This is a genomic window from Thermithiobacillus tepidarius DSM 3134, from assembly GCF_000423825.1.
GTDB lineage: Bacteria > Pseudomonadota > Gammaproteobacteria > Acidithiobacillales > Thermithiobacillaceae > Thermithiobacillus > Thermithiobacillus tepidarius.
In genome coordinates, this window is the sequence record NZ_AUIS01000017.1 from 1 (window position 1) to 24,051 (window position 24,051).

At 66.3% G+C, this 24,051-nt stretch carries 24 protein-coding genes; 20 read left to right on the top strand and 4 right to left on the bottom strand.

What is annotated here, in order from left to right:
* Positions 1-398: 398 nt before the first annotated feature.
* Positions 399-1,712, top strand: a complete 1,314-nt coding sequence (locus G579_RS0109185) for a sigma-54 interaction domain-containing protein (RefSeq protein ID WP_028989948.1) — start codon at positions 399-401, stop codon at positions 1,710-1,712.
* Between the two features lie 31 nt (positions 1,713-1,743).
* Here the strand turns inward: G579_RS0109185 and G579_RS0109190 are convergent, their stop codons facing one another.
* Together G579_RS0109190 and ygfZ are read right to left on the bottom strand one after the other, a co-directional pair.
* Positions 1,744-2,688, bottom strand: coding sequence for a PDC sensor domain-containing protein (locus G579_RS0109190; protein ID WP_028989949.1), 945 nt, complete (start codon positions 2,686-2,688; stop codon positions 1,744-1,746).
* Positions 2,689-2,868: 180 nt separating this feature from the next.
* On the bottom strand, positions 2,869-3,921 hold the full coding sequence (gene ygfZ, locus G579_RS0109195) for a CAF17-like 4Fe-4S cluster assembly/insertion protein YgfZ (RefSeq protein WP_028989950.1): 1,053 nt from the start codon (positions 3,919-3,921) through the stop codon (positions 2,869-2,871).
* Positions 3,922-4,129: 208 nt separating this feature from the next.
* Here ygfZ and G579_RS0109200 point away from each other — a divergent pair, with 208 nt between their 5' ends.
* Positions 4,130-4,567 carry a hypothetical protein gene (locus G579_RS0109200; protein ID WP_038019209.1) on the top strand — a complete coding sequence of 146 codons (438 nt, stop codon included), beginning with the start codon at positions 4,130-4,132 and terminating at the stop codon, positions 4,565-4,567.
* On the opposite strand, the gene nadB is transcribed toward G579_RS0109200, so the two are convergent.
* A complete protein-coding gene (gene nadB, locus G579_RS16810) occupies positions 4,476-6,158 on the bottom strand; it encodes an L-aspartate oxidase (protein ID WP_081662698.1) in 1,683 nt (560 codons plus the stop codon). The genes G579_RS0109200 and nadB overlap by 92 nt on opposite strands.
* Before the next feature lie 188 nt (positions 6,159-6,346).
* Between nadB and rpoE the strand changes: the two genes are divergently transcribed.
* The 18 genes from rpoE (at position 6,347) to G579_RS0109295 (ending at position 22,110) form a co-directional block, all read left to right on the top strand.
* Positions 6,347-6,934, top strand: coding sequence for an RNA polymerase sigma factor RpoE (gene rpoE / locus G579_RS0109210; RefSeq protein ID WP_028989952.1), 588 nt, complete (start codon positions 6,347-6,349; stop codon positions 6,932-6,934).
* Position 6,935: 1 nt separating this feature from the next.
* A complete protein-coding gene (locus tag G579_RS18300; RefSeq protein ID WP_051181307.1) occupies positions 6,936-7,523 on the top strand; it encodes a sigma-E factor negative regulatory protein in 588 nt (195 codons plus the stop codon).
* Positions 7,524-7,544: 21 nt separating this feature from the next.
* The gene (locus tag G579_RS0109220) at positions 7,545-8,054 is read left to right on the top strand and encodes a SoxR reducing system RseC family protein (protein ID WP_211218706.1); all 510 of its coding nucleotides are present in this window, start codon (positions 7,545-7,547) and stop codon (positions 8,052-8,054) included.
* 97 nt (positions 8,055-8,151) lie between these two features.
* A complete protein-coding gene (locus G579_RS0109225; RefSeq protein ID WP_028989954.1) occupies positions 8,152-9,558 on the top strand; it encodes a DegQ family serine endoprotease in 1,407 nt (468 codons plus the stop codon).
* Positions 9,558-9,857: a glutaredoxin family protein gene (locus G579_RS0109230; RefSeq protein ID WP_028989955.1), complete on the top strand. Its 300-nt coding sequence runs from the start codon at positions 9,558-9,560 to the stop codon at positions 9,855-9,857. The genes G579_RS0109225 and G579_RS0109230 overlap by 1 nt, the downstream gene beginning before the upstream one ends.
* A gap of 200 nt (positions 9,858-10,057) precedes the next feature.
* Positions 10,058-11,857, top strand: a complete 1,800-nt coding sequence (gene lepA, locus G579_RS0109235; protein ID WP_028989956.1) for a translation elongation factor 4 — start codon at positions 10,058-10,060, stop codon at positions 11,855-11,857.
* Between the two features lie 95 nt (positions 11,858-11,952).
* Complete coding sequence (gene lepB, locus G579_RS0109240; protein WP_028989957.1) at positions 11,953-12,720, top strand: signal peptidase I; 768 nt, start codon at positions 11,953-11,955, stop codon at positions 12,718-12,720.
* Between the two features lie 21 nt (positions 12,721-12,741).
* Positions 12,742-13,143 carry a DUF4845 domain-containing protein gene (locus G579_RS0109245; protein WP_051181311.1) on the top strand — a complete coding sequence of 134 codons (402 nt, stop codon included), beginning with the start codon at positions 12,742-12,744 and terminating at the stop codon, positions 13,141-13,143.
* Positions 13,140-13,811, top strand: a complete 672-nt coding sequence (gene rnc, locus G579_RS0109250) for a ribonuclease III (RefSeq protein ID WP_028989959.1) — start codon at positions 13,140-13,142, stop codon at positions 13,809-13,811. Before G579_RS0109245 ends, rnc begins: the two co-directional genes overlap by 4 nt.
* A complete protein-coding gene (era, locus tag G579_RS0109255) occupies positions 13,812-14,714 on the top strand; it encodes a GTPase Era (protein ID WP_028989960.1) in 903 nt (300 codons plus the stop codon).
* Positions 14,714-15,514 carry a DNA repair protein RecO gene (recO, locus tag G579_RS16820; protein ID WP_051181316.1) on the top strand — a complete coding sequence of 267 codons (801 nt, stop codon included), beginning with the start codon at positions 14,714-14,716 and terminating at the stop codon, positions 15,512-15,514. The genes era and recO overlap by 1 nt, the downstream gene beginning before the upstream one ends.
* The gene (gene pdxJ, locus G579_RS0109265) at positions 15,507-16,235 is read left to right on the top strand and encodes a pyridoxine 5'-phosphate synthase (RefSeq protein WP_028989961.1); all 729 of its coding nucleotides are present in this window, start codon (positions 15,507-15,509) and stop codon (positions 16,233-16,235) included. Before recO ends, pdxJ begins: the two co-directional genes overlap by 8 nt.
* Entirely contained in the window at positions 16,232-16,618 is a 387-nt protein-coding gene (gene acpS, locus G579_RS0109270) for a holo-ACP synthase (protein ID WP_028989962.1), read from the top strand. The genes pdxJ and acpS overlap by 4 nt, the downstream gene beginning before the upstream one ends.
* A gap of 53 nt (positions 16,619-16,671) precedes the next feature.
* Positions 16,672-17,640: a D-glycero-beta-D-manno-heptose-7-phosphate kinase gene (gene rfaE1 / locus G579_RS16825; protein WP_051181318.1), complete on the top strand. Its 969-nt coding sequence runs from the start codon at positions 16,672-16,674 to the stop codon at positions 17,638-17,640.
* Positions 17,641-17,687: 47 nt separating this feature from the next.
* Positions 17,688-18,686 carry an ADP-glyceromanno-heptose 6-epimerase gene (rfaD, locus tag G579_RS0109280; protein ID WP_028989963.1) on the top strand — a complete coding sequence of 333 codons (999 nt, stop codon included), beginning with the start codon at positions 17,688-17,690 and terminating at the stop codon, positions 18,684-18,686.
* A 2-nt stretch (positions 18,687-18,688) separates the two neighbouring features.
* A complete protein-coding gene (locus G579_RS0109285; protein ID WP_038019214.1) occupies positions 18,689-19,699 on the top strand; it encodes an NAD-dependent epimerase in 1,011 nt (336 codons plus the stop codon).
* A 31-nt stretch (positions 19,700-19,730) separates the two neighbouring features.
* Complete coding sequence (locus G579_RS0109290) at positions 19,731-21,569, top strand: GGDEF domain-containing protein (protein WP_028989964.1); 1,839 nt, start codon at positions 19,731-19,733, stop codon at positions 21,567-21,569.
* A gap of 79 nt (positions 21,570-21,648) precedes the next feature.
* Entirely contained in the window at positions 21,649-22,110 is a 462-nt protein-coding gene (locus G579_RS0109295; protein WP_038019217.1) for an Hsp20/alpha crystallin family protein, read from the top strand.
* Positions 22,111-22,156: 46 nt separating this feature from the next.
* On the opposite strand, the gene G579_RS0109300 is transcribed toward G579_RS0109295, so the two are convergent.
* Complete coding sequence (locus G579_RS0109300) at positions 22,157-23,947, bottom strand: SLC13 family permease (protein ID WP_028989966.1); 1,791 nt, start codon at positions 23,945-23,947, stop codon at positions 22,157-22,159.
* Positions 23,948-24,051 lie beyond the last annotated feature (104 nt).

A 24,051-nucleotide genomic window follows, 5' to 3' on the forward strand; every position in this document is an offset into this window, starting at 1 on the left:
ACCGTGATCCGGTGCGCGCGCCCCAACGCCGCCCGCAGCTCATACGCCGCCGGCATCCCCCCCGTCCCCGCTCCGACAATGACTATGTGCGCCATGATTGTCCTCCTTTATGCGTTAAACGCTGAAAACCGGGATGCGCCTTGTCGCAGGCAATCGAAGGCCCCGGCGCCTTGGGTCGCGAGCCGATGGGCGTGCCTGGTCTGCATTCCCGCATGTTGTCTGCCTGATTGCGGCAGAGTGGGATAGCAAAGCGCGTGCCCATGGAAAACCCATTGATTTTGCAGTGATTCATGTTTTTGCCTGGCGGCGTGCTTGACAAGGATGTCAGTTGTTCATGACATTGTGGCAGACAACCCTGTCCGATAATGTCAATGCTTGCCCCGGGGGAGGAGAGCGCCATGAGCCCGCACTGGTCGCGCGTCATTCAGTCCATCATCGACGTGCAGGAAGATCCCTTCGTACTGATCGACGAGCAGTACCGCATCGTCGCTGCCAACGCGGCTTACAGCCGGGCCTATGGCGTGGCGCCGGCGCAGGTGGTCGGGCGGCATTGCCATGCCGTGTCCCACCACCTGGCCCACCCCTGCCACATGCATGGCGAGGACTGCCCGCACCAGCGGGTCTTCCAGCGGGGCGAGGCGTACCAGGCGTTGCACACCCACTATGACCAGCATGGCGAGGCGGAGCACGTGCGCATCAAGGGCCATCCCGTCCAGGGCCCGGATGGGCGCCTGCTGCTGGGTGAGTCGGTCCAGCAATTGGCCTCCGCCCAGGAACTCGATTGCGATGAGATGAGGCTGATCGGCCGTTCTCCTGTCTTCCTGGCGACCATCGAGCAGCTGGGCAAAGCAGCGGCAAGCAGCGTCAGCATTCTGCTGCACGGGGAGAGCGGCGTGGGCAAGGAGCTGGCAGCCCGCTACGTGCATCAGCGCAGCCGCCGCAGCCAAGGGCCCTTCCTGGCGGTCGATTGCGCCACCCTGAGCGAATCCCTGTTCGAAAGCGAGATTTTCGGCCATGAACGCGGCGCATTCACGGGCTGTACGGGCCGCAAGCAGGGATTGTTCGAGCTGGCGGACGGCGGGACCCTGTTCCTGGACGAACTCGGCGAAATTCCGCTGAGCGTGCAGGCCAAGCTGCTGCGGGTGCTGGAAACGGGCGAATTCCGGCGGCTCGGCGGACGCGAGCTGCTGCGCGCCGACGTGCGGATCGTAGCCGCCACCAACCGCGACCTGCCGCGGATGGTGGCCGAAGGCCGCTTTCGCGAGGACCTGTACTACCGCCTGGCCTGCCTGAGCGCGCGGCTGCCCGCTCTGCGCGAGCGGCGCAGCGATATTCCCGCCTTGGCGCAAATGCTGCTGGCGCGCATCAACCAGGCGAATGGCTCCCATGCCCGGCTGAGCGAGGCCGCGCTCCAGCGCCTCATGGGTCACGATTTCCCGGGCAACGTGCGCGAGCTGCGCAACGTCCTGCAGCGGGCGGCGGCGATGTGCAGCAATGGCCTCATCGGCGAGCCGGAGCTGGGGCTGCCGCCCGCGCCGGCGCTGCCGGCGACGGCAGTGCCCGGCGCCGGCCGCGCCCTGGATGCGCTGGAAAGGGATTACCTGCGCGAGTTGCTGGCGCGCTTCGGCGGCAATCGCAAGCAGGCAGCCGAGGTGATGGGCATCAGTGAGCGAACCGTGTACCGCAAACTCAAGCGCTACGGCCTGTCATGATCCGCAGCGGCCCAGCCGCGTTCCGCGGCATTCAATCCTGCCGGCGCGCGGTGCGGCGGTGCTGGAGCAGCATGATTTCCGCTTTCGCTCCCAGGAAGACGTAGACCCCAAGGCCGAGCAGCAGGCCGACGGCGGCGAAGATGAGCCACGCGGCATCGCGCAGGTGGTCCGGCTTGTCGATGGCGAACTTGAAGACCAGCATCAGGGCCTCGATGGAAATGGCGATGAGGATCGCCGCGATGAAGCGGGTCAGGGTCCGGCGCGTGGCGCTGTGCCGGCGCACGTCCTTGTGGATCAGCACCTCTTCCTCGAAGATGGTCTTGGCCAAATCGAAGATGGCCAGGGCCAGGGTGAGGAGGATGGTCGCCTGGAAAGGCGCGGCATAGGTGTTGGCATCGCTGAAGCTGCTCCACATGGCGCCCAGCGCCAGCAGCGCGTGGGCACCGAGAGCCAGGCTGATGACCAGCAGGCCCAGGGAGAAGAGGGCGTAGATCGCCTTGAAGACCGGCTCTAGGCGCCGCCGCCCGCGATCGCCCTCGAGCAGGGCCAAGGCGCGCTGGAAGTCCACGTCGGCCACCAGCACCCCGACGAGTCCGCCGTCGCGTCCGCGCACCGGGACGGCGGCGGTGACGCACATTTCCCGCGTGGCCGAGGACAGGTAGGGTGCGGTCAGGACGGCGCCGCCGTCGAGCGCCTGCCGGTAGTAGGCACGGTGGCTGCGGTCGGCGCCGGCGCCGGCAGCGGCGATGCGCTTGCGGTGGCGGGCGTGCACCACATTGTCGCAGACCTGCCGGCCCTCGCCGTCGAGGGCGTAGCACAGATCCAGAAAGGGGTATTTCCGCAGCAGGCAGCGGAGGGTTTCCGTCAATCGGGTCCGATCGGCGAAAAGCTCGGGCCTGCCCGCGCCTTCCAGGATCGCGCCCAGAAAAGTGGAGAGCTCCTGGCGTGCTTCGTAGAATCTTTCGAAAGGGTTCATGGGCGCCTGCTGTTGTTGTGATGTCGACAACTGAAGCAAGGCGCGTGCCTGGCGCCGAAGCACGGAAAAGCGCGGCCGATGGGCCGCAGGCCGCACCGACGGCGGGCAAGCGGGCTGTTCTGATGCAGGGCTTCGGGCAGGGCAGGGGGCGCGAGCCCGAGGAAAGGCCCGCGGCTGTCGTCAGCTGGCTTCCGGCAGGCTGTAGGGCAGGTCCAGCAGTTCCAGGAGCGGGCCCTTCTCGCTGCCGAGGCGCAGATCCTCCGTGGCATTGTCGATGCGCAGCACCGCCAGGCAGTCGTAGGTGCCCCGTCCGGTGGGCGCGCAATCGACGATCTGGCCGATGGCCTGACCCTCCAGCGTCGTGCCGACGATGGCGGTGCCGGGATCGGCGGCGATCGGACTTTCCAGGCGATAGGCACGGCTTTTCAAGCGGCCCAGATACTTGGTGCGGGCCACGATCTCCTGGCCGGGATAGCAGCCTTTCTTGAAGTTGATGCCGCCCAGGATCTCCAGGTTCAGCTCCTGCGGGATGAACTGCTCGGCGGTGGGCGCGCTGACGAGCCCGATGCCGGCGCGAATCCGCAGCAGGCGCCAGGGAGCCATGCCCGCGGCGTGCACGCCTTGCGCCTGCAACTGCTCCCACAGCGCCTGCAGGCGCTCCGCCGTGCCCATGACCAGGAAGGCCGGGGTGTTGCTCCAGGGCAGCCGGATGACGGTGCAATCGGCCTGGGACCGGCTGGCGTTGGCTTCCGGCGGGACCGCTTCGGCGCCCAGCGCCTGGGCCAGTGCGCTTTCGGCCTGCGGCCCGGCCACGCCGAGGCGCACCCACTGCGCGCCGGCTTCTTCCAGGTCCACCTTGGCCATCAGCCGGTACTTCTTCAGGCGCTCGACCAGGCCCTCGCTGAGATCGCCGGCAGGGTGCAGCCAGTAGGCGTCCTGCCAGCGGTGCACGAGGAAGTTGGCCAGCATGCGGCCCTTGGGATTGCTGTAGCTGCTCAGTTGCGCGCGGGCGTCGCTTACCTCGCGGATGTCATTGGAAAACTGGCCCTGCAGGAATTTCTCCGCGTCGGGACCGGCGACCCGGATGAGGCCGTAGCAGGACAGGTCGGACATGATGGTGCCGTGGGCGGCAGCCTCCAGCTCCCTTTGCGGTTGGCCGAAGTCCAGCACCTGGTCCTCGAGGTCAAAGCGTGCGTCTTGCTTCTCCAGAAAGTTGCGCCACACTGTGTGCATGGGTGGTCCTTTTTTGGCTGAGGAGTCAGACTTGATGGGCGAGGTGCAGGGGGGTAGGCGCAGTGCGGATCTGCCGCCGGAGATCAGCGGGCGCGGCCCGAATCGTAATGCCGGCGCCGCTCCCGAGCTCTCGCGCCCCGGCCCTCGTGCTTTTGACGTTCATCATACCCAAACGAATTACTCGGGAAAAGCGCAGGACTGGACCGACTTGCCTTTGTCGCCGGCGCGCTCGGCCTTGGCGGTGCTGCCGCCGGGGCTGCTGCTGATCAGCCTGTGCCTGCCGCCCTGGTGGGCGCACTGGCCCCTGGCTTTGGGGGTGGGCATGCCGGTGCTGCTCTGGGGAGGGTTGGTCTGGGCCTGCGCGGGCGTGCGCCCCTGTTCTCGCGCGGTGACGGCGCTGGCTTGGCTCGAAGCGGACCGCTTCGCCTTGGCCCTGGGCAGCGGGCGGCGTCTGCACGCCCGGCTGCTGCCGGGTGCCTTCGTGCATCCGCGCCTACTGGCCTTGCGCTTCCGCGGCGAGGATGGGCGCGTCTACCGGCTGCTCTACCCGGCCGCTAGCCGGGAGCGGCAGCGCTTGCGGCCGTTGCGGGTGCTGCTGCTGCATCGATCCCGACCAGCCGCGGCGCCGGCCAGTCCTTCTGCATGACCGTGTCCAGCGGCGGCAGGGCATTGGGAGCGTAGTCCAGCGAGAAGTGCAGGCCGCGCGACTCATGCCGGGCCTGGGCCGACTGGATGATCAGGTCGGCCACCAGCACCAGGTTGCGCAGCTCGATGAGGTCGTTGCTCAGGCGGAAATGCGAGTAGTACTCGTCGATTTCCGCCTTGAGGAGATCCACCCGGCGCTTGGCCCGCGCCAGGCGCTTGTTGCTGCGCACGATGCCCACGTAGTCCCACATGAAGCGGCGCAGCTCATCCCAGTTGTGGGACACCACCACCTCTTCGTCTGAGTCGGTCACGCGGCTCTCGTCCCAGGCCGGCAGGGCGGGCAGGGGCAGGCGCGAGAGATGGTCCCACTGGGCGCCGATGTCGGCGCACAGCGACTCGGCATAGACGACGCACTCCAACAGGGAGTTGCTGGCCAGGCGGTTGGCGCCGTGCAGACCGGTATGGGTGACTTCGCCGATGGCGTAGAGACGCGGCAGGTCCGTGCGTCCCTGCAGGTCCACCATGACGCCGCCGCAAGTGTAGTGGGCCGCCGGCACCACCGGAATTGGGCCTTTGGTCATATCCAGGCCCAATTGCAAACAGCGCTGGTATATATTGGGAAAATGGGTTTTGATAAACTCGGCTGGCTTGTGCGAAATGTCGAGGAGCACGTGATCGTCTCCCCGGCGCTTCATTTCCGCGTCGATCGCACGGGCGACGATGTCGCGGGGCGCCAGCTCTGCGCGCGGGTCGTAGCGCTGCATGAACGGCTCGCCGTTGATCAGCTTGAGCCGGCCGCCCTCGCCGCGCACCGCCTCCGTGATCAGGAATGACTTGGCCTGCGGGTGATACAGACAAGTGGGATGGAACTGGATGAACTCCATGTTGGAGATCCGGCAGCCCGCCCGGTAAGCCATGCTGATGCCATCGCCGGTCGCCACGTCCGGGTTGCTTGTGTACAGATACACCTTGCCCGCTCCGCCGGTCGCCAGGATGGTGACCTTGGCGGCAAAGGTCCTGACCTGCTGGCGCTGCTTGTCGAAGGCATAAGCACCCAGGCAAGCGGCATCAGGCAGGCCCAGCTTGGTGCCCGTGATCAGATCCACGGCCAGGTGCTGCTCAAAAATGCGAATGTTGGGGTGGCTCCGTGCCCGGCTCGCCAGGGAAATCTCGATGGCCCTGCCCGTGGCGTCGGCGGCATGGAGTACCCGCCGCTGGCTGTGGCCTCCTTCCCGTGTCAAGTGATAGGTGTCCCCCTCTTCGGCGAGGCCTTCGGCGTGCTCGCGGGTGAAGGCGACGCCTTGGCTGACCAGGCTGCGGATCGCCTGCGGGCCGTGCTGCACCACGTGGCTGACCACGTCCGCGTGGCACAGGCCCGCGCCGGCCACCAGCGTGTCCTGGATGTGCGCGGCAAAAGAGTCCGTATCCGCCATGACCGCCGCAATGCCGCCCTGGGCCCACAGGGTGGCCGTGTCGGTGAGGCCGCACTTGGCCAGTACCGCGACGCTGCCCAGTTCGGCCAGGCCGAGGGCGGCGGTCAGGCCGGCGACGCCGCTGCCGATCACGAGGAAGTCACTGGCGTATTGTGTCATCGAGTCATCCTGCTTCTCTTGCAAAGGTGCGAAGGTCTCTTGGTGATGCGTTCAATTTTGCTACTATACCCGCTACAACAACGAAAGGGCACTAGACAGCCTCTTGCTTGCGCCCCTACGGCTGACGGGCCCGTCAGCCCCTCCGGTGCTGCCCTACGAACCGAATGAGTGCACGAGGAATGCCGGCAATGGCCGAACACGAGAGCGATCGCCTTTTAGTCGAGCGCGTCCAAAAGGGCAACAAAGGGGCCTTCGACCTGCTCGTGCGCAAGTACCAGCACAAGGTCCTGTCCCTGGTCTCGCGCTATGTGCGCGATCCGGAGGAGGCCGAGGACGTGGCCCAGGAGGCGTTCATCAAGGCCTATCGTGCCCTGAAAACCTTCCGGGGCGAGAGCGCGTTCTATACTTGGCTCTACCGTATTGCGGTGAACACGGCCAAGAACTATCTGGTGGCTCAGGGGCGTCGTCCCCCCACGGCCGACTTTGAGTCGGAGGATGCGGAACAATTTGAGGGTGCCGATGCACTAAGGGAGTATGATACGCCCGAGGGTATGTTGCTGGAGCGCGAACTGGCTCAGCGTATCACCGAGGCATTGGATCATCTGCCTGCAGACTTGCGCGTGGCCATCACCCTGCGCGAGTTCGAGGGTTTGAGCTACGAGGAAATCGCCCAGGCCATGGATTGTCCCATCGGCACCGTGCGATCCAGAATATTTAGAGCCAGAGAGGCCATCAGTAGGGAGCTGGAACCGTTGCTGGAAAGAAAGGACATTTAATATGTCGATAAACAAGGAAGAGCTGTCTGCCTTTGTGGATGGAGAATTGACGGATGCCGAGGTTGAGCGCCTCTTCGAGCGGTTGATGCGAGACGAAACGCTCAGAAAGGATTGGTCCCGCCTCCATACCACCGCTTATCTGCTGCACTCCCGTCAATCTGCCACCCTGGCCAGTGCCGGCTTTGCCGACCGCGTTGCTGCGGCGGTCGAGCTGGAGCCCACCATACTGGCCCCGGCTGCCCTGGCACCCAAGCATGCCCCATTGCCTCTCTGGGGCAAGGTGGGGGCGGTTGCCGTGGCCGCCAGCGTAGGCGCCATCAGTTTCCTGCTGCTGCAGCCGCAGGACACGGCGACCACGCCGTTCACGACCAGCGTGTCGGCGCCGGTCGCCGGTCCCGTGCGCCTGCCGGACGGCATCAGTCCGGCAGCCGTGAACGACATCAGTACCTACGGCGCCCGCCAGTGGTCGCCTTTGCAGCTGCAGCCGGAGAACAGCCTGGAGGCGTACCTGGCACAGCAGCGGGCCCTGGAGGCGCATCTCCAGCAGTCGAGAAGCAAGCCGGTGGCTGCCGCTGAAGCCGTGCAGTAGCTGTTCCGGCAGTCGGCAGTCATGAGTGCGCAACTGCTCGAAGAAGAGGCCGAAGTTCTGCGTGTCGAAGGCGAGATCGCCTGGATCGATGCGCAGCGCCGGTCGACCTGCGGCAGCTGCGCCGTGCAGAAAGGTTGCGGTACCGGCGCCTTGGCCAAGGTGCTGGGCCAGCGCAAGCTTGAAATGAGCGCCCTCAATCGGGTGGGCGCCAAGCCGGGCGACCGCGTGGTGGTCGGCATCGCCGGTGCCGCGTTGCTGAAAGGCTCTCTGGCCGTCTATACGGTTCCTTTGCTGCTCTTCTTCGCCATGGCCTTGTTGGGCCAGACCATGGCGCACAATCTTCAGGCAAGCGCTGTCGAGGGCTGGGTCGTCCTGTTCGCGCTCGGCGGCCTGCTGCTCGGCTTTCTGTGGGTGCATCGCTTCGGTCAACGCATTCGTCACGATGTCCGCTATCAGCCCGTGATCCTGCGCGTCGTCCGCAGTGGGCAAGCGGTTCCCATTCGCCCGCTCTCCGAAGGTCCCCTCCCTTGAAAACAAAAAAGTCTTTTCGGCGGCAGCCGTTTGGGCCATATTTATAAGCTTCCAATCAAAAATTTGCTTCAACCATCCGATGCGAAGGAGTCCGACAGTGAACAACCGTGTAAAGGCGCTCTGGTTCCGGCCTTATGCTTTCCTTTTGGCCGCTTTCCTCACTTTGCTGCCGGCCGCGCAGGCGGCGGAGCTGCCGGACTTCGCGCGCTTGGTGGAGCAGTATGGCCCCGCCGTGGTGAACATCAGCACCACGCAGACGATCCGGGGACGGGTCATGGGCCCGGACATGGACCTGCCCGAAGGTACGCCTTTCGATGATTTTTTCCGCCACTTCTTCGGCATTCCCAACGGGGGCGCGCCACGGGAGTTCAAGGCCCAATCCCTGGGATCCGGTTTCATCATCAGTCCGGACGGCTATGTGGTCACCAACGCCCATGTGGTGAAGAACGCGGACAAGATCGTGGTGCGGCTGACCGATCGGCGCGAATTTGAAGCCAAAGTGATCGGCAAGGACGAGCGCACCGACATCGCCCTGCTCAAAATCCCCGGCCAAGCCCTGCCGGTGGTCAAGATCGGCGATCCGAGCCGGCTCAAGGTGGGAGCCTGGGTGGCGGCGATCGGTGCACCCTTCGGCTTCGAGAACAGCGTGACGGCCGGCATCGTGGGCGCCAAGGGACGCAGCCTGCCCAACGAGAGCTACGTGCCCTTCATCCAGACCGACGTGGCCATCAACCCCGGCAATTCCGGCGGCCCGCTCTTCAACATGGATGGCGAGGTGGTGGGGGTGAACTCGCAGATCTACAGCCGCACCGGCGGTTTCATGGGGCTGTCCTTCGCCATTCCCATCGACGTGGCCATGCAGGTGGTCAACCAGCTGCGCAGCACCGGCAAGGTCAGCCACGGCTGGCTGGGCGTGATGATCCAGGAGGTCACCCGGCCGCTGGCCGAGTCGTTCAAGATGAGCAACCCGAACGGCGCGCTGGTTGGCGACGTGGTGCCCAATGGCCCCGCCGCCAAGGCCGGCATCCGGCAGGGGGACGTGATCGTGGCCATCAATGGCAAGGCCATCAACACCTCCGGCGATCTGCCGCCCATCGTGGGCATGATGCCGGTGGGCAGCCGGGCCGAGCTGACCGTGATCCGGGATGGCAAGCCGGTGAAGGTGAACGTGGTCATCGAGGAGTTGCCCAAGGAGCCGGCGGCGCTGGCGAGCGGCAACCTGCAGTCGGATCGCTTGGGTTTGACCGTCGGTCCGTTGCCGCAGGCGCTGCGCCAGCGCCTGCGCGTGGAAGGCGGCGTGCAGGTGCTCAAGGTCACGGAAGGGCCGGCGGCCGACGCCGGTTTCCGGCCGGGCGACGTGATCCTCGCCATTGCGCAGCAGCCCGTCGCCGGTCTGGAGCAGTTCCGCCGCCTGGTCGCCAGCCTCCCCGTGGGTCAGCCCGTGCCGGTGCTGGTCAAGCGCGGGCCGGGCAGTCTGTACCTGGCCCTGCGGCTGGACAAGTGATGGCGGTGTCTGGTGCTGTCGCGCCGGTCACCCTGCGCCTGCTGGGCCGGCCGGAATGTCACCTGTGCACGGACATGTTGGCGCTCCTGCAGCCCTATCTGGCCGGCGGCCAGGTGCAATTGGAGCTGGTGGACGTGGACAGCGATCCGGCACTGGCCGCCCGGTACGGGCTGCTGATCCCGGTGCTGCTGGCCGGCGAGCAGGAGCTTGCCCGCTACGTGCTGGATCCGACGCGGCTCAGCGCCTTTTTGCAGGCTGCCGGCTGCGCGCCCGCCGCGAATGCGGCGATGCCTGAATGAGGGAACTTTGCTAAAATGATCGATCCCGTCGAGCAACGGAACGCCAGCCCTTGCCGCAGCCCGAACGAGGCGGCTTGAAGGCTTGTCAAAGTTTTTCACTTTTGCAAGAAAAGGGAGCGGATCGCTCCCTTTTCTTGTATTTTGCAGCGATGCCGCAGCTGTCATAAGATGGCGGCTCCCGGCACTTGGCAGATCCCGAGATGACTGATACCAGCAAGATTCGAAATTTTTCCATCATCGCCCATATCGACCACGGCAAGTCCACCCTGGCCGATCAGTTCATCCGCCTGTGCGGCGGCCTGAGCGAACGGGAGATGAGCAGTCAGGTGCTCGACTCCATGGACATCGAGCGGGAGCGCGGCATCACCATCAAGGCGCAGAGCGTGCGCCTGCATTACAAAGCGGCCGACGGCAACGTCTACACCCTGAATCTCATCGACACGCCGGGGCACGTGGACTTTTCCTACGAGGTGAGCCGCTCCCTGGCCGCCTGCGAGGGCGCGCTGCTGGTGGTGGATGCCTCCCAGGGCGTGGAGGCGCAAAGCGTGGCCAACTGCTACACCGCCTTGGAGCACAACCTGGAGATCCTGCCGGTCCTGAACAAGATCGATCTGCCGGCCGCCGATCCGGAACGGGTCAAGCAGGAGATCGAGGAGATCATCGGCCTGGACGCCGGCGATGCCGTACTGGCCAGCGCCAAGGAGGGGGTGGGCATCACCGACATCCTGGAGCGCATCATCGAGCGCGTGCCGCCGCCCGCCGGCAGCGCCGACGAGCCCCTGCAGGCGCTCATCATCGATTCCTGGTTCGACAACTACGTCGGCACCGTGGTGCTGGTGCGCGTTTTCAACGGCAGCCTGCGCGCCGGCCAGAAGATCCTGACCATGGCCGGCAAGCGCCAGTACCTGGTGGAAAAGGTGGGTGTCTTCACGCCCAAGCCGCTGGTGGTGGGAGAGCTGGGTCCCGGGGCGGTGGGCTTCGTCATCGCCGGGATCAAGACGGTGGACGGCGCCAAGGTGGGCGACACCCTGACCGAGGCCGCCCGTCCCGCCGCCGCGCCGTTGCCGGGCTTCAAGGAAGTCAAGCCGCAGGTCTTCGCCGGCCTGTATCCGGTGGAGTCCAGCGACTACGACGCCTTCCGCGATGCCCTGGAAAAGCTGCGCCTCAACGACGCGTCCCTGCATTTCGAGCCGGAGACCTCGCAGGCTCTGGGCTTCGGCTTCCGTTGCGGTTTCCTCGGCATGCTGCACATGGAGATCATCCAGGAGCGCCTGGAGCGCGAGTACGGCCTGAACCTGATCACCACCGCGCCGACCGTGGTATACCAGGTCGAAACCACGGACGGCAATGTGATCGAGGTGGAGAACCCGGCCAATCTGCCGCCGCCGCAAAAGATCGCCGAGATGCGCGAGCCCATCATCGAAGCCAACATTTTGGTGCCGGAAAAGTACCTGGGCGCGGTGATCGGTCTGTGCGAGGAAAAGCGCGGGGTGCAGAAGAACCTGCAGTTCATGGGCGGGCAGAGCATGCTGACCTATGAGCTGCCCTTGAACGAGGTGGTGCTCGATTTCTTCGACCGGCTGAAGTCGGTCAGCCGCGGCTATGCCTCGCTCGATTACGAGTTCAAGCGCTTCCAGCCCTCCAACCTCGTGAAGATGGACGTGCTTATCAACGGCGACAAGGTCGACGCCCTGTCCCTCATCGTCCACCGCGACCAGGCCAACTATCGGGGCCGCGAGCTGGTGGCGCGATTGCGCGAACTGATCCCCAGGCAGATGTTCGACGTGGCCATCCAGGCGGCCATCGGTTCGCAGATCGTGGCCCGCGAGACGGTCAAGGCGCTGCGCAAGAACGTCACCGCCAAGTGCTATGGCGGCGACATCACGCGCAAGCGCAAGCTGCTGGAAAAGCAGAAGGAAGGCAAGAAGCGCATGAAGCAGGTGGGCAGCGTGGAAATTCCCCAGGAAGCCTTCCTGGCGGTGCTCAAGGTGGAAAAATAAGCGCGCGGTCGGCGCACGCGCATGCCTGATTGGGAGCGGGACGCCGGACAGGATCGGCGTTTCCGGGCCGGCGGTTTTTCAAGGGGAAAAGAAGCATGGATTTCAGCTTGTTGATGTTCGTTTTGCTGCTGCTCACCGGTATGATCTGGCTGCTCGATATTGTGCTGCTGCGCCGGCACCGGGCTCCCGAGCGTCCTGAACCCTGGCCGGTGGAGTACGCCAAGAGCTTTTTCCCGGTCATCCTGGTGGTCTTCGTCATCCGCTCCTTCGTGGTCGAGCCCTTCAAGATCCCGTCTGGCTCCATGATTCCCACCCTGCTGGTGGGCGACTTCCTGCTCGTCAACAAGTTCACCTACGGCTTGCGCCTGCCCATCGTCAACCAGAAGGTCACCCAGGGCAGCCCGCTGCAACGCGGTGATGTGGTGGTGTTCCGCTACCCCGAAGACCCCAGCAAGGACTACATCAAGCGCGTGGTGGGTTTGCCCGGCGACACGGTCGCCTATATTAACAAGCAGATCGTCGTCAATGGCCAGCCGGTGCCCATGCAGTATATGGGCGACTACAGCTATGTGACCGAGCAGGGGTATATCCTGGATACCCAGAAATATCAGGAGTCCCTGGGCCATCATGTGCACGACGTGCTTATCGTGCCCAACAGCGGCATGAGCGAGATGGATCCGATCACGGTGCCCGCCGGCCAGTATTTCATGATGGGCGACAACCGGGACAACAGCAACGACAGCCGCTACTGGGGCTTCGTCCCCGATGACAAGATCGTTGGTAAGGCCATGTTGATCTGGTGGTCCTGGGACGGGCAGCGCAACCGGGTGCGCTGGGATCGCATGGGAGAGTGGATTCCATAACTATAATGAGGGGGAGGAGGAATGCAGCAGGTGGTTGGCATGACGGGGCCGATGGGAGAACGGGGCGCGACATTGATCGGCCTTCTGTTTTGGGCGGTGCTGCTGGTCTTGGTGGCCGTGCTCACCGCGAAGATTTTTCCGGTTTATTACGAGTACTGGTCCGTCATTACCGCGGTCCGCTCCCAGGCGCAAAGCACCGACAGCGTGGCCAGCGACAAGGACGTGCGCGATTCGCTGCTGAAGCGCTTCGAGGTGGCGGACGTGGACCACGTCGAACCCGAGGACATCCAGGTCGAACGGGATTCGGAAAACAACCTGGTCATTCGGGTGAACTACGGGCGCAAGGTGAAACTCTTCGGCAATATGAGCGCATGCTTCGATTTCAGTACTCAGGCAAGCACAAGGCAGGTGGACGGGACTTGAGTTTGGACAGCCTACAGCAAAAGCTCGGGTACGCATTCCGGGACCAGAATCTGCTGCGCCAGGCGCTGACCCATCGCAGCTCGCACGTGTTCAACAACGAGCGGCTGGAATTCCTGGGCGACGGCGTGCTGAATTTCGCCGTGGCGGAGATGCTGTACCGGCGCTTTCCGCAGGCATTGGAAGGCGATCTGTCGCGCATGCGGGCACGGCTGGTGCGCGAGGAGACCCTGGCCGAGGTGGCGCAGAGCCTCGATCTGGGCAAGCATCTGATTCTGGGCATCGGTGAGCAGCGCAGCGGCGGTTTTCGGCGTGCCTCGATCCTGGCGGACGCCCTGGAAGCGGTGCTGGGCGGCGTCTACCTGGACAGCGGTTTCGATGCCGTGCACGCGGTGATCCGCCGCCTCTTGGGCCATCATCTGTCCGACGAGCTGATCAAGGCGCAGCTGAAGGACCCCAAGACGCGCCTGCAGGAATATCTGCAGGCCCAGGGCAAGTCCCTGCCGCGCTACGAGCTGGTGCTGGAAAAGGGCGAGGCCCACAACAAGCGTTTCGTGGCGCGCTGCCATGTGCAGGGGCAGGAGCCGGTGGACGCCGAGGAGGGCAGCCGCCGCAAGGCCGAGCAGGCGGCGGCTGCCCTGATGCTGGAGCAAATGGGCAAGGTGGGCTGAGTGGACGAAACGACCCATAAAAGCGGCTATGTGGTGTTGGTGGGGCGGCCCAACGTGGGCAAGTCGACCCTGCTCAACCATCTGGTGGGCCAGAAGGTCAGCATCACGTCACGTCGACCGCAGACCACCCGTGACCGCATTCTGGGCATCAAGACCCGCCCCGACGCCCAACTGCTGTACGTGGACACCCCGGGCATCCACGTGGCCAAGTCCCAGCTCAACCGCTACATGATGCGCGTGGCCAAGAGCGCGCTGACCGACGTGGATGTGGTGGCGCTGGTGGTGGAGGCCGGGGTTTTCCGCGACGACGACCAGCGCGCCCTGGATTTGGCGCGCCAGGGCACGGCACCGGTCATCCTGGTGGTTAACAAGGTGGATCGGCTCAAGGACAAGGCGGCATTGCTGCCCTTCCTGGAAGCCATGGCCCAGCGGCACGACTTTGCCGAGATCGTGCCGCTGTCGGCGCGCCGGCCCGAGGACGTGCAGCGCCTGGAAGACCTGCTGGTCCGCTATCTGCCGATGGGCGAGCCCTTCTACGGCGAGGACGAGATCACCGACAAGTCCATGCGCTTCATGGCGGCGGAGCTCATCCGCGAGCAGGTCTTCCGCAGCTTTGGGCAGGAGGTGCCCTACGCCATGGCCGTCGCCATCGACGAGTTCAAGGAAGAGGGCCGCCTGACGCGCATCCATGCCACCATCTACGTGGAGCGGGAGGGGCAGAAGGCCATCCTGGTCGGCGCCGGCGGCGAGCGGCTCAAGCAGATCGGCCAGGCGGCCCGCCTGGAGCTGGAGAAGCTGTTGGACCGACGGGTGTTCCTGGGGCTTTGGGTCAAGGTCAAGAGCGGTTGGTCCACGGATGCCCGCGTGCTGCACAGTCTCGGCTATCATGACGGAGAGAGCTGATGACCGCGCCGGAGGCGGTACCCGCCTATGTGCTGCACCGCCATCCTTATCAGGAGAGCAGCCTGCTGGTGGAGTTGTTCACTGCCGAACACGGGCGCATCGGCGCCGTGGCGCGCGGCGCGCGGCGGCCGCGCAGCAGCTTGAGCCGTCTGCAGCCTTGGCAGAGATACCTGGTGAGCTGGCGGGGGCGCGGGGAGCTGGTGACCCTGACCCAGGCCGAGGAAAGCGGGCCCATCCTGGCCTTGTCCACCCTGCCGACCCTTTGCGGCTTCTACCTGAACGAACTGCTGCTGCGCCTGCTGGCCCGCTGGGATCCCCATCCGGCGCTTTTCACCGCCTACGAGACGGCCCTGGCCGATCTGGCCGCCGGCCGGGAGCCCGACTGGGTGCTGCGGCGCTTCGAGCTGGAGCTGCTGCAGGCCATCGGCTTCGGTCCCGATCTGACCCACTGCCGCAGCTGCGGCAAGACCCTCAATGACGCAGCGGGAAAATGGTACTATTTCCCGCAGGAAGGCCTGTATTGCGAGGAGCACGGCGCCGGCCGCTTCGGCGGCTTCGCCCTGAACGCGCCGACCCTCCTGCAGTTGCAGGGCGCGCCGGGGCTGCCCGACGCAGCCGAGCGGCGGATGGCCAAGCACTGGCTGCGCGGCGAGCTGGCCGCGCTCCTGGGCAGCCGGCCGCTGCAGAGCCAGGCCCTCTTGCGGGCCTACTGGCGCGGCCATCATGCCGCGGATGCTGCCGGCACGCGCAATCCCGACGGCGAACCGTCTTCCCTGGAGGCAGAGAACCCGGATGATTAAACTAGGCGTCAACATCGATCACATCGCCACCCTGCGCCAGGCGCGCGGCACCCGCTTCCCGGACCCGATCCAGGCCGCCTTCGAGGCGGAGCAGGGCGGCGCGGACAGCATCACCCTGCACCTGCGCGAGGACCGGCGCCACATCCAGGTGCGCGACGTGGAACTGCTGGCACAGACGGTGCAGACCCGCATCAATCTGGAAATGGCGGTCACCGAGGAAATGATCCAGACCGCCCTGCGCGTGCGTCCCGCCGACTGTTGCCTGGTGCCGGAGCGGCGCGAGGAACTGACTACCGAGGGCGGGCTGGACGTGGCCGGGCAGCTGCAGAAAGTCGGCAAGGCCTGCAAGCGCCTGAAGGAGGGCGGGGTGCGCGTGTCCCTGTTCGTGGACCCCGATCCCTTTCAGCTGGAGGCCGCCGCAGAGGCCGGCGCGCCGGTGGTGGAGATCCATACCGGCCGCTACGCCGATGCCGCCGACGCCCAGGCCCGCCAGGACGAGCTGGCGCTGATCGAAAGCGCCGTGGCCCTGGCCCAGTCGCTGGGCTTGCAGGTGAACGCCGGGCATGGCCTGAACTACCATAACGTGCAGGCGGTCGCCGCCATCCCCGGCATCGCCGAGCTGAACATCGGCCATGCCATCGTCTCGCGTGCGCTCTTCAGCGGCCTGCGCCAGGCGGTGCAGGAGATGAAGCGCCTGATGCGCGAGGCCGCCGCCCGTTGATCGTCGGCATCGGCACCGACCTGGTGGAAACCGCGCGCATGCAGGCTTTGCACGCGCGCTTCGGCAACCGGCTGGCGCAACGGCTGCTCGGCCCATTGGAACTGGCGGACTTCGTCGCGCACGCGCATCCAGCTTCCTTTCTGGCTCGCCGCTTTGCCGCCAAGGAGGCCGCCCTCAAGGCCCTGGGCACGGGCCTGCGCGACGGCATGCGCTGGCGGGACGTGCAGGTGACGCATACGAACCTGGGGCAGCCGCAGCTTCTGTGGGCGGGCCGCGCGCAGGCGCGGTTGCTGGCTTTCGGCGAGGGTATCAGGGCGCATTTGAGCATCTCCGACGAGCGGGGCCACGCCCTGGCCTTCGTAGTGCTGGAAATCGCCCCATGAGCGCCCCGGCGAACGGATCCGGCCGTCGATTTTCGTTGCAAGAAGGAACTGGAATGTCATCGTTTGCCGACAAGCTGCCGCCCCTGGCCAGCCTGGGCCGCGCCCGGGTGCTGGTGGCGGGCGACGTCATGCTCGACCGCTATTGGCACGGCGCCGTGGAGCGCATTTCCCCCGAGGCGCCGGTGCCCATCGTGCGCGTGCAACGGGAGGAGGAGCGGCCCGGCGGCGCCGCCAACGTGGCCATGAACATCGCCGCCCTGGGGGCGGGCGTGAACCTGCTGGCGCCGGTGGGGCTGGACGAGGCGGCCGGACGCCTGGAAGCGCTGCTGGCCGGGCAGGGCGTGTCTCACCAGTTGCTGCCCGATCGCGCCTGCCCGACCACGGTCAAGCTGCGCGTGATCAGCCAGCATCAGCAGTTGCTGCGCATGGATTTCGAAGACCAGCCGGCGCCGCATCACATCGACGGCCTGATGGAGGCGGTGCAGCAGGCCTGCGGCCAGGCGGACCTGCTGGTGCTGTCCGACTACGCCAAGGGCGCCCTGAGCGAGGCGCCGAGCCTGATCGCCCACGCCCGGCGACAGGGGTTGCGGGTGCTGGTGGACCCCAAGGGCCGGGACTTCGCCCGCTATCGCGGCGCTTATCTGCTGACGCCCAACCGCTTGGAATTCCAGACGGTGGTGGGCCCCTGGCGCGACGAGGCGGATTTCCTGGCCCGCGCCCTGGCCCTGATCGAGGATCTGCAGTTGCAGAGCCTGCTGGTGACCCTGGGCGAGGGGGGCATGACCCTGGTGCTGGCCAGCGGCGAGCACTTTCATCATCCGGCCCGGGCGCGCGAGGTCTTCGACGTGACCGGCGCCGGCGACACGGTGATCGCCACCCTGGCCGCCGCCCTGGCGGCGGGCTGGGCGCTGGACGACGCCGTCACCCTGGCCAACGAGGCGGCGGGGATCGTGGTCGGCAAGCTGGGCGCCGCCGCCGTCAGCCCGGCGGAGCTGGCGCAGGCGCTGGGACGGACGGAGTAGGCGCGGCGGCACGGCGCATCGGGAATCACAAGCAAGCGGGAAACGGCATGTATATCGTAACGGGTGGTGCAGGCTTCATCGGAGCCAATATCGTCAAGGGGCTGAACGCGCGCGGCGAGCGCGACATCCTGGTGGTGGACAATCTGAGCAGCGGAGACAAGTTCCGCAACCTGGTAGACTGCGAGATCGCCGACTACCTGGACAAGGAGCTCTTCCTGCAGACGCTGCAGCAGGGCAAGCTGCCCAAGGCCGCGGCCGTGTTCCACGAGGGCGCCTGCTCCGACACCATGGAGCCGGACGGCCGCTACATGATGCAGAACAATTACGAATACTCGAAGGCTTTGCTGGCCTGGTGCCAGGACCAGCGCGTGCCGCTGCTCTACGCCTCCAGCGCCTCCGTCTACGGCGCCGGCCGGGTCTTCGAGGAAAGGCGCGAGTTCGAAGCCCCCCTCAACGTCTACGGCTACAGCAAATTCCAGTTCGACCAGTTCGTGCGCCGCGTCCTGCCCGCGGCCAGCGCGCCCATCGTCGGCTTCCGCTACTTCAACGTCTATGGGCCGCGCGAGCAGCACAAGGGCCGCATGGCCTCGGTGGCCTTCCACTTCTTCAACCAGTACCGCGAGCACGGCTACGTGCGGCTGTTCGAGGGCAGCGACGGCTATGCCCACGGCGAGCAGCGCCGCGACTTCGTTTTCGTGGACGACGTGGTCGAGATCAACTTCCACTTCCTGGATCATCCCGGGCAGGGCATCTTCAATCTGGGCACCGGCCAGGCGCAGAGCTTCAACGAGGTGGCGGTGGCGGTCGTCAACGCCGTCGACGCCCTCCGGGATCCGCAGCACCGACCCCGCGACCTGCAGACCCTGCAGCGGGAGAACGTCATCCAGTACATCCCCATGCCCGCCGCCCTGCACGGCAAGTATCAGAGCTACACCGAGGCCAACATCGCCGCCCTGCGCCGGGCCGGCTATGGGGCCCCCCTGCAGCGGGTGGAGGAAGGCGTGGGCAACTACGTCCGCTGGCTGGCCGCGCGGCAGGAGGGCTGAGCATGCCGCGCAAGGTGCTGGTAACGGGCGCGGCCGGCTTCATCGGCTATCATTTGAGCCAGCGCCTGCTGGCCCGCGGCGACGCGGTGGTCGGCATCGACAACCTGAATGATTATTACGAGGTGGGCCTGAAGCAGGCGCGCCTGGCGCGGCTGGAGGGGCAGGCGGGCTTCCGTTTCCGGCGCCTGGATCTGGCCGACCGGGCCGCCGTGGCCGAACTCTTCGCCGAGGGCGGCTTCGACGTGGTGGTGAATCTGGCCGCGCAGGCCGGCGTGCGTTATTCCCTGGAGAACCCCGCCGCCTACATCGACAGCAACCTGGTGGGCTTCGGCAACGTGCTGGAGGGGTGCCGCCAGGGCGGCGTCAAGCACCTGGTTTATGCCTCCAGCAGCTCCGTCTATGGCGCCAACACCCGCATGCCCTTCAGCACCCATGACAACGTGGATCATCCCGTGTCCCTCTATGCCGCCAGCAAGAAGGCCAACGAGCTGATGGCGCACAGCTACAGCCACCTCTTCGGCCTGCCCTGCACCGGCCTGCGCTTCTTCACCGTCTACGGGCCCTGGGGCCGGCCGGACATGGCCTACTTCAGCTTCACCCGCAAGATCCTGGCCGGCGAGCCCATCCCGGTCTTCAACCACGGGCAGATGCAGCGGGACTTCACCTACATCGACGACATCGTCGAGGGGATCGTGCGGGTGATGGAGCACATCCCGTCGCCCGATCCGGTGTGGTCGGGCGACGCCCCCGACCCGGCGAGCAGCTACGCGCCCTACCGGGTGTACAACATCGGCAACAACCAGCCGGTGGCACTGCTGCATTTCATCGAGACCCTGGAGCAGGCTCTGGGCCGCAAGGCGCAGCTGGAGCTCCTGCCGTTCCAGCCCGGCGACGTGCAGGCGACCTACGCCGACATCAATGATCTGGAGCAGGCCGTCGGCTTCCGGCCGGCCACCCCCCTGGCCGACGGCCTGGCCCGCTTCGTCGCCTGGTACCGCGACTACTACCGCTGACAGCACGGCGGGAATTCGCCCAGGACCGACCATGCCCGCCAGCTCCCGCTCTCCCGCAGAACTCGCCCGTCAGACCCTCACGCGGCTGGCGGCGCTGCGCCTGCCCCCGACCCCGGCGCACTATGCGCGCATTTACGCCGAGGTGGCCGGCGAGCCGGCGCCGCCGGCCGGGCCGGAGCCGGCCGCCCTGCTCGGTGAGATGCTGCGCGACGCCGCCGCCCGCCATCCGGAGCTGGCGGGCGTGCTCCAGGAACTGGAGCAGTGGCGCAGCACGGCCAATTGGCAGCCGCTGCTGGAGCGGCTCCTGCAGGGGCTGGCCTTCAGCGCCGGACCGGCCGGCGTCTGGGGCGATCTGTGCAAGCGCCTGGTCCGGGAGTGGGAGCGGCGCCAGGCTGGGCTGACCTATCTGCAAAAGCAGGAGGCCTTGGATCGGCTGGTGAGCAGCCGGGGGGCAGATCCCCAGGGCTTTGCCCTGGCGCTCGCCACCCTGCTGCAGCAGTGGGCCGCCCTGCCGGAGCGCTCGCCGGCCGTGTTCCCGCCGACGCCGTCCGAGGTGTCCGAAGCGGCGGCTGGGCCGGGGGGGCGTTTGCGCCGCCTGCTGCCGTATGGACCGCAAGCGTCGCCCGCAGCGCAGGTGGAAGCTTTCCAGCAGTGGCGGGAAGTGCTGGTGCAGGCGCTGCGCTTCGGCGTCGTCCCGCGTCTGGGGTGCTGGCCGCACCTGCAGAGCGAGGCCGAACGCCTGCTCCGCGCCGCCGAGCGGGTGGATGACGGCGCCGCGCTGGCGGCCTTCGCCCGCGAACTCAAGCAATTCTGGATCCGGATCGAGCTGCAGGGCAACGTCGATGCCCAGCTGCAGGAGGGCCTCATCGCGCTCTTGCGCCTCTTCACCGAAAACATCACCGAGCTGCTCATCGAGGACCAGTGGCTGGCCGGGCAGATGGCCAGCATCCAGGGCCTGATCCAGCCCCCGCTGGATCTGTCGGCGCTCAAGCGGGTGGAGGAGCAGTTCAAGGAAGTCATCTACAAGCAGGGCTTCCTGAAGCAGTCCATCCTGGAGGCCCGCGAGGCCCTGAAGTCCATGGCCGGGCTGGTGATCGGCAGCATCGAGCAGGTGTCCCTGGCCACGGGCGAATACTATCAGCTGGTCCAGGCATGGGCGGCCGAGCTGGAGCGCACCGAGGACCTGAACGAGATCAACCGCATCCTGCGCGACATCCTTCAGCAAAGCAAGGGCATCGAGGAGCAGACCCGGCGCCTGCACACGGAGCTCCTGGCCGCGCGTCAGCAGGTGGAAAGCGCCGAGGGCCGTATCCGCAGCCTGGAGCAGGAGCTGGAGGAGGTCAGCCAGCTCATCCAGGAAGATCCCCTGACTGGCGTGCTCAACCGTCGCGGCATGGCATCGGCCTTCGCCCGCGAGTTCAGCCGGGCCCAGCGACTGCGCACGCCGCTGAGCGTGGCCCTGCTGGACATCGACCACTTCAAGAGCCTGAACGACAGTTACGGCCACGACTTGGGCGATCAGGTGCTCAAGCACTTGGTCAAGGTCTTCGGTGGCGCGCTGCGGCCTACCGACATCCTGGCGCGCTCGGGAGGCGAGGAGTTCGTGATCCTGCTGCCCGACACGGATCTGGATCGGGCTGAGCAGGTGCTGACCCGCCTGCAGCAGGTCCTGGCGCGTGCGCCGTTTCCGCACAACGGCAGCCCGTTGCCCATCACCTTCAGCGCCGGCATCGCCCGCTGGCACGCGCCGGAAAGTATGGAAAGCCTGCTGGAGCGGGCTGACCAGGCCATGTACCAAGCCAAGAAGGCCGGGCGCAATCGGGTAATGGCGGCCAACCAGGCCGGGCCCTTATCCGCTGGCAGCTCTTGAAATGGCCGTGCCCTGACCCCAACTAAGCAAGTGGAAAAGCAACATGATCCGTCAACCACTTGATGAACAGGAGGTTATCATGGCTAACATCACCCAGAGACCCGCAGGCCGGCAGGTGGCGCGTGGCATGGCCGATCCCTTCGATCAGATTTTCGAGAGCATGATGCCGGCCTTCTTCCGTCCGGTGCGCATGACCGAGCTCATGGGCGAAGGCGTGGGACGCGCGCCCAGCATCGACATCGTCGACCGCGACAACGAAATCGTGGTCAAGGCCGACATTCCCGGCATCAAGAAGGAGGATCTGGACATCCAGGTGCAGGGCAATCAGGTCTTCATCAGCGGTCAGGTGCAGGACGAAAGCGAGCAGGAGCAGGGCAATTACCTTTATCGCGAGCGCCGCTTCGGCAGCTTCTCCCGCAGCATCCAACTGCCCGAGGAAGTGGACAGCAACCAGGCCAAGGCCACCTGCCACGACGGCATCCTGGAGCTGGTGCTGCCCAAGGCGGAGTCGGCCAAGCGCAAGAAGATCGAGATCCAGTAAGCGCGCGCCCTCCCGCGGCAAAACCCGGCTTCGGCCGGGTTTTCTTTTATAGATAAAGGAGATAGCTCATGCCGACGGCGATGACGATGAACAGCACGGACATGATGCCGCCCGCGCGCATGAAGTCGGCGTTGCGATAGCCGCCCGGCCCCATGAGCAGGGCATTGACTTGGTGAGTGGGCAGGAAGAAGGAGTTGGAAGCGCAGATGCCCACCAGCAGCGCCAGCGCGCGCGGGTCGATGCCGGCCATCTGGCCCATGCTGATGACCAGCGGCACCAGCAGCACCGTCGCCGCCACGTTGGACATGAACAAGGAGAAGAGGGTGGCCAGCACGGCTACCGCCAGAAGGAGCAGCAGCACGTGGGCGCCGTGCAGCCAGCTCATCAGCTGGGTGGCCACATAGACGGCGGCCCCGGATTTTTCCATGGCCAGCCCGAGCGGAATCAGCCCGGCCAGCAGGAAGACCGTGCGCCAGTCCACCGCCTTGTAGGCCTCATCCATGGGCAGGACCCGCAACAGCACCATCGCCAGGGCGCCGCTCATGAGCGCCAGGGACAGCTGTACGCCCGCCAGCGCCAAGCCGATGGCGCCGGCGAAGCAGAGCAGGGCCAGGTTGGCCTTGGACTCGTCCATCAGCTCCGCCTGCACCGGGGTCACCGGCACGAAATTCTGCTCGTCAGCCAGGCCCTTGATCCGCTCCCAGCGCCCATAGACGATGAGCGCATCGCCCGCTTGCAGGGGCTCGTCGGAGAAATCACCACGCACCTGCTCGCCGCGGCGGACCAGCACCAGCGGTTCCACACCGTAGTGGCGGCGCAGGGCGATCTCCTCCAGGGTCTGGCCGATGAGCGGCGCCCGCGGCGCGACCACCACCTCGGCGAAGCCGGCGGCATGGGCGCCGAGGCGCTCTTCGAAGGTTTCCGGGGCGGCGCGCAGCTCCAGGCCGAAGTCGCTGGCAAAGCGCCGCGCATCCGCCTCGTCGCCGATCACCGCCAGCACCTGCCCGCGCGCGAAATGGGCGTGCCGCCAGGGAGCGTAGAGCACTTCGCCGCCATCCTCCAAGGCTACCAGTGACAAATGGTAGCGCCCATGCATGCCGACCTCCTCGCGGGTCTTGCCGATCAGCGGGCTGCCGGCGGCCACGCGCAGCTCGAAGAGGGTGCCCGGCAGCTGATAGCTCTGCATGAGGGCCTGCTGCAGCTGGGTGCTGCTGCTGGTGCCGCCGGCGGCCGGCAGCACCAGCTTGCCGAAGAGCACGAAGTACAGGATGCCGGCGGCCAGCAGCGCCAGCCCGATGGGCGTGACGGCGAAGAGCCCGAAGGTTTCCTGGCCCCCGCTGCGCATGAGATCGTTGAGGATGATGAGCGGGCTCGAGCCCACCATGCTCAAGGTGCCGCCCAGGATGGCGGCGAAGCCCATGGGCATGAGCAGGCGCGAGGCGGGAATGCCGCTTTGCCGGGAGATGCGCATGAGCGCCGGCAGGAAGAGGGCGGCGGCGCCCACGTTCTGCATGAAGGCGGAGATGCCGCCCACGGTGGCGGAGACCAGCGCCGTCAGGCGCGACTCCCGCCCGCCGGCCAGCCGCAGGATGGGTCGGGTCACCCGCTGCATGACGCCGGTGCGGTCCACGCCGTAGCCGAGGATCATCACGGCGACGATGGAGATCACGGCGTTGCTCGCGAAGCCGGAAAACACTTCCTGCGGGCTGACCAGGCCCAGCCAGCCCAAGGCCAGCATCACCAGCACCGCCACCACGTCGACGCGCAGCAACTCAGTCACGAAGAGCAGGATGGTCACGGCGAGCACGCCGAGAACGAGCATGATTTCAGGCGTCATGGAAAGGGTGGCTCCGGATCGTGAAGCGGCTGCGGATGCCGCGTTACGCAACGGCGCATCGCTTGCAAAGAAACAAGCTTGCTTATATTGTTATTAGATAATTC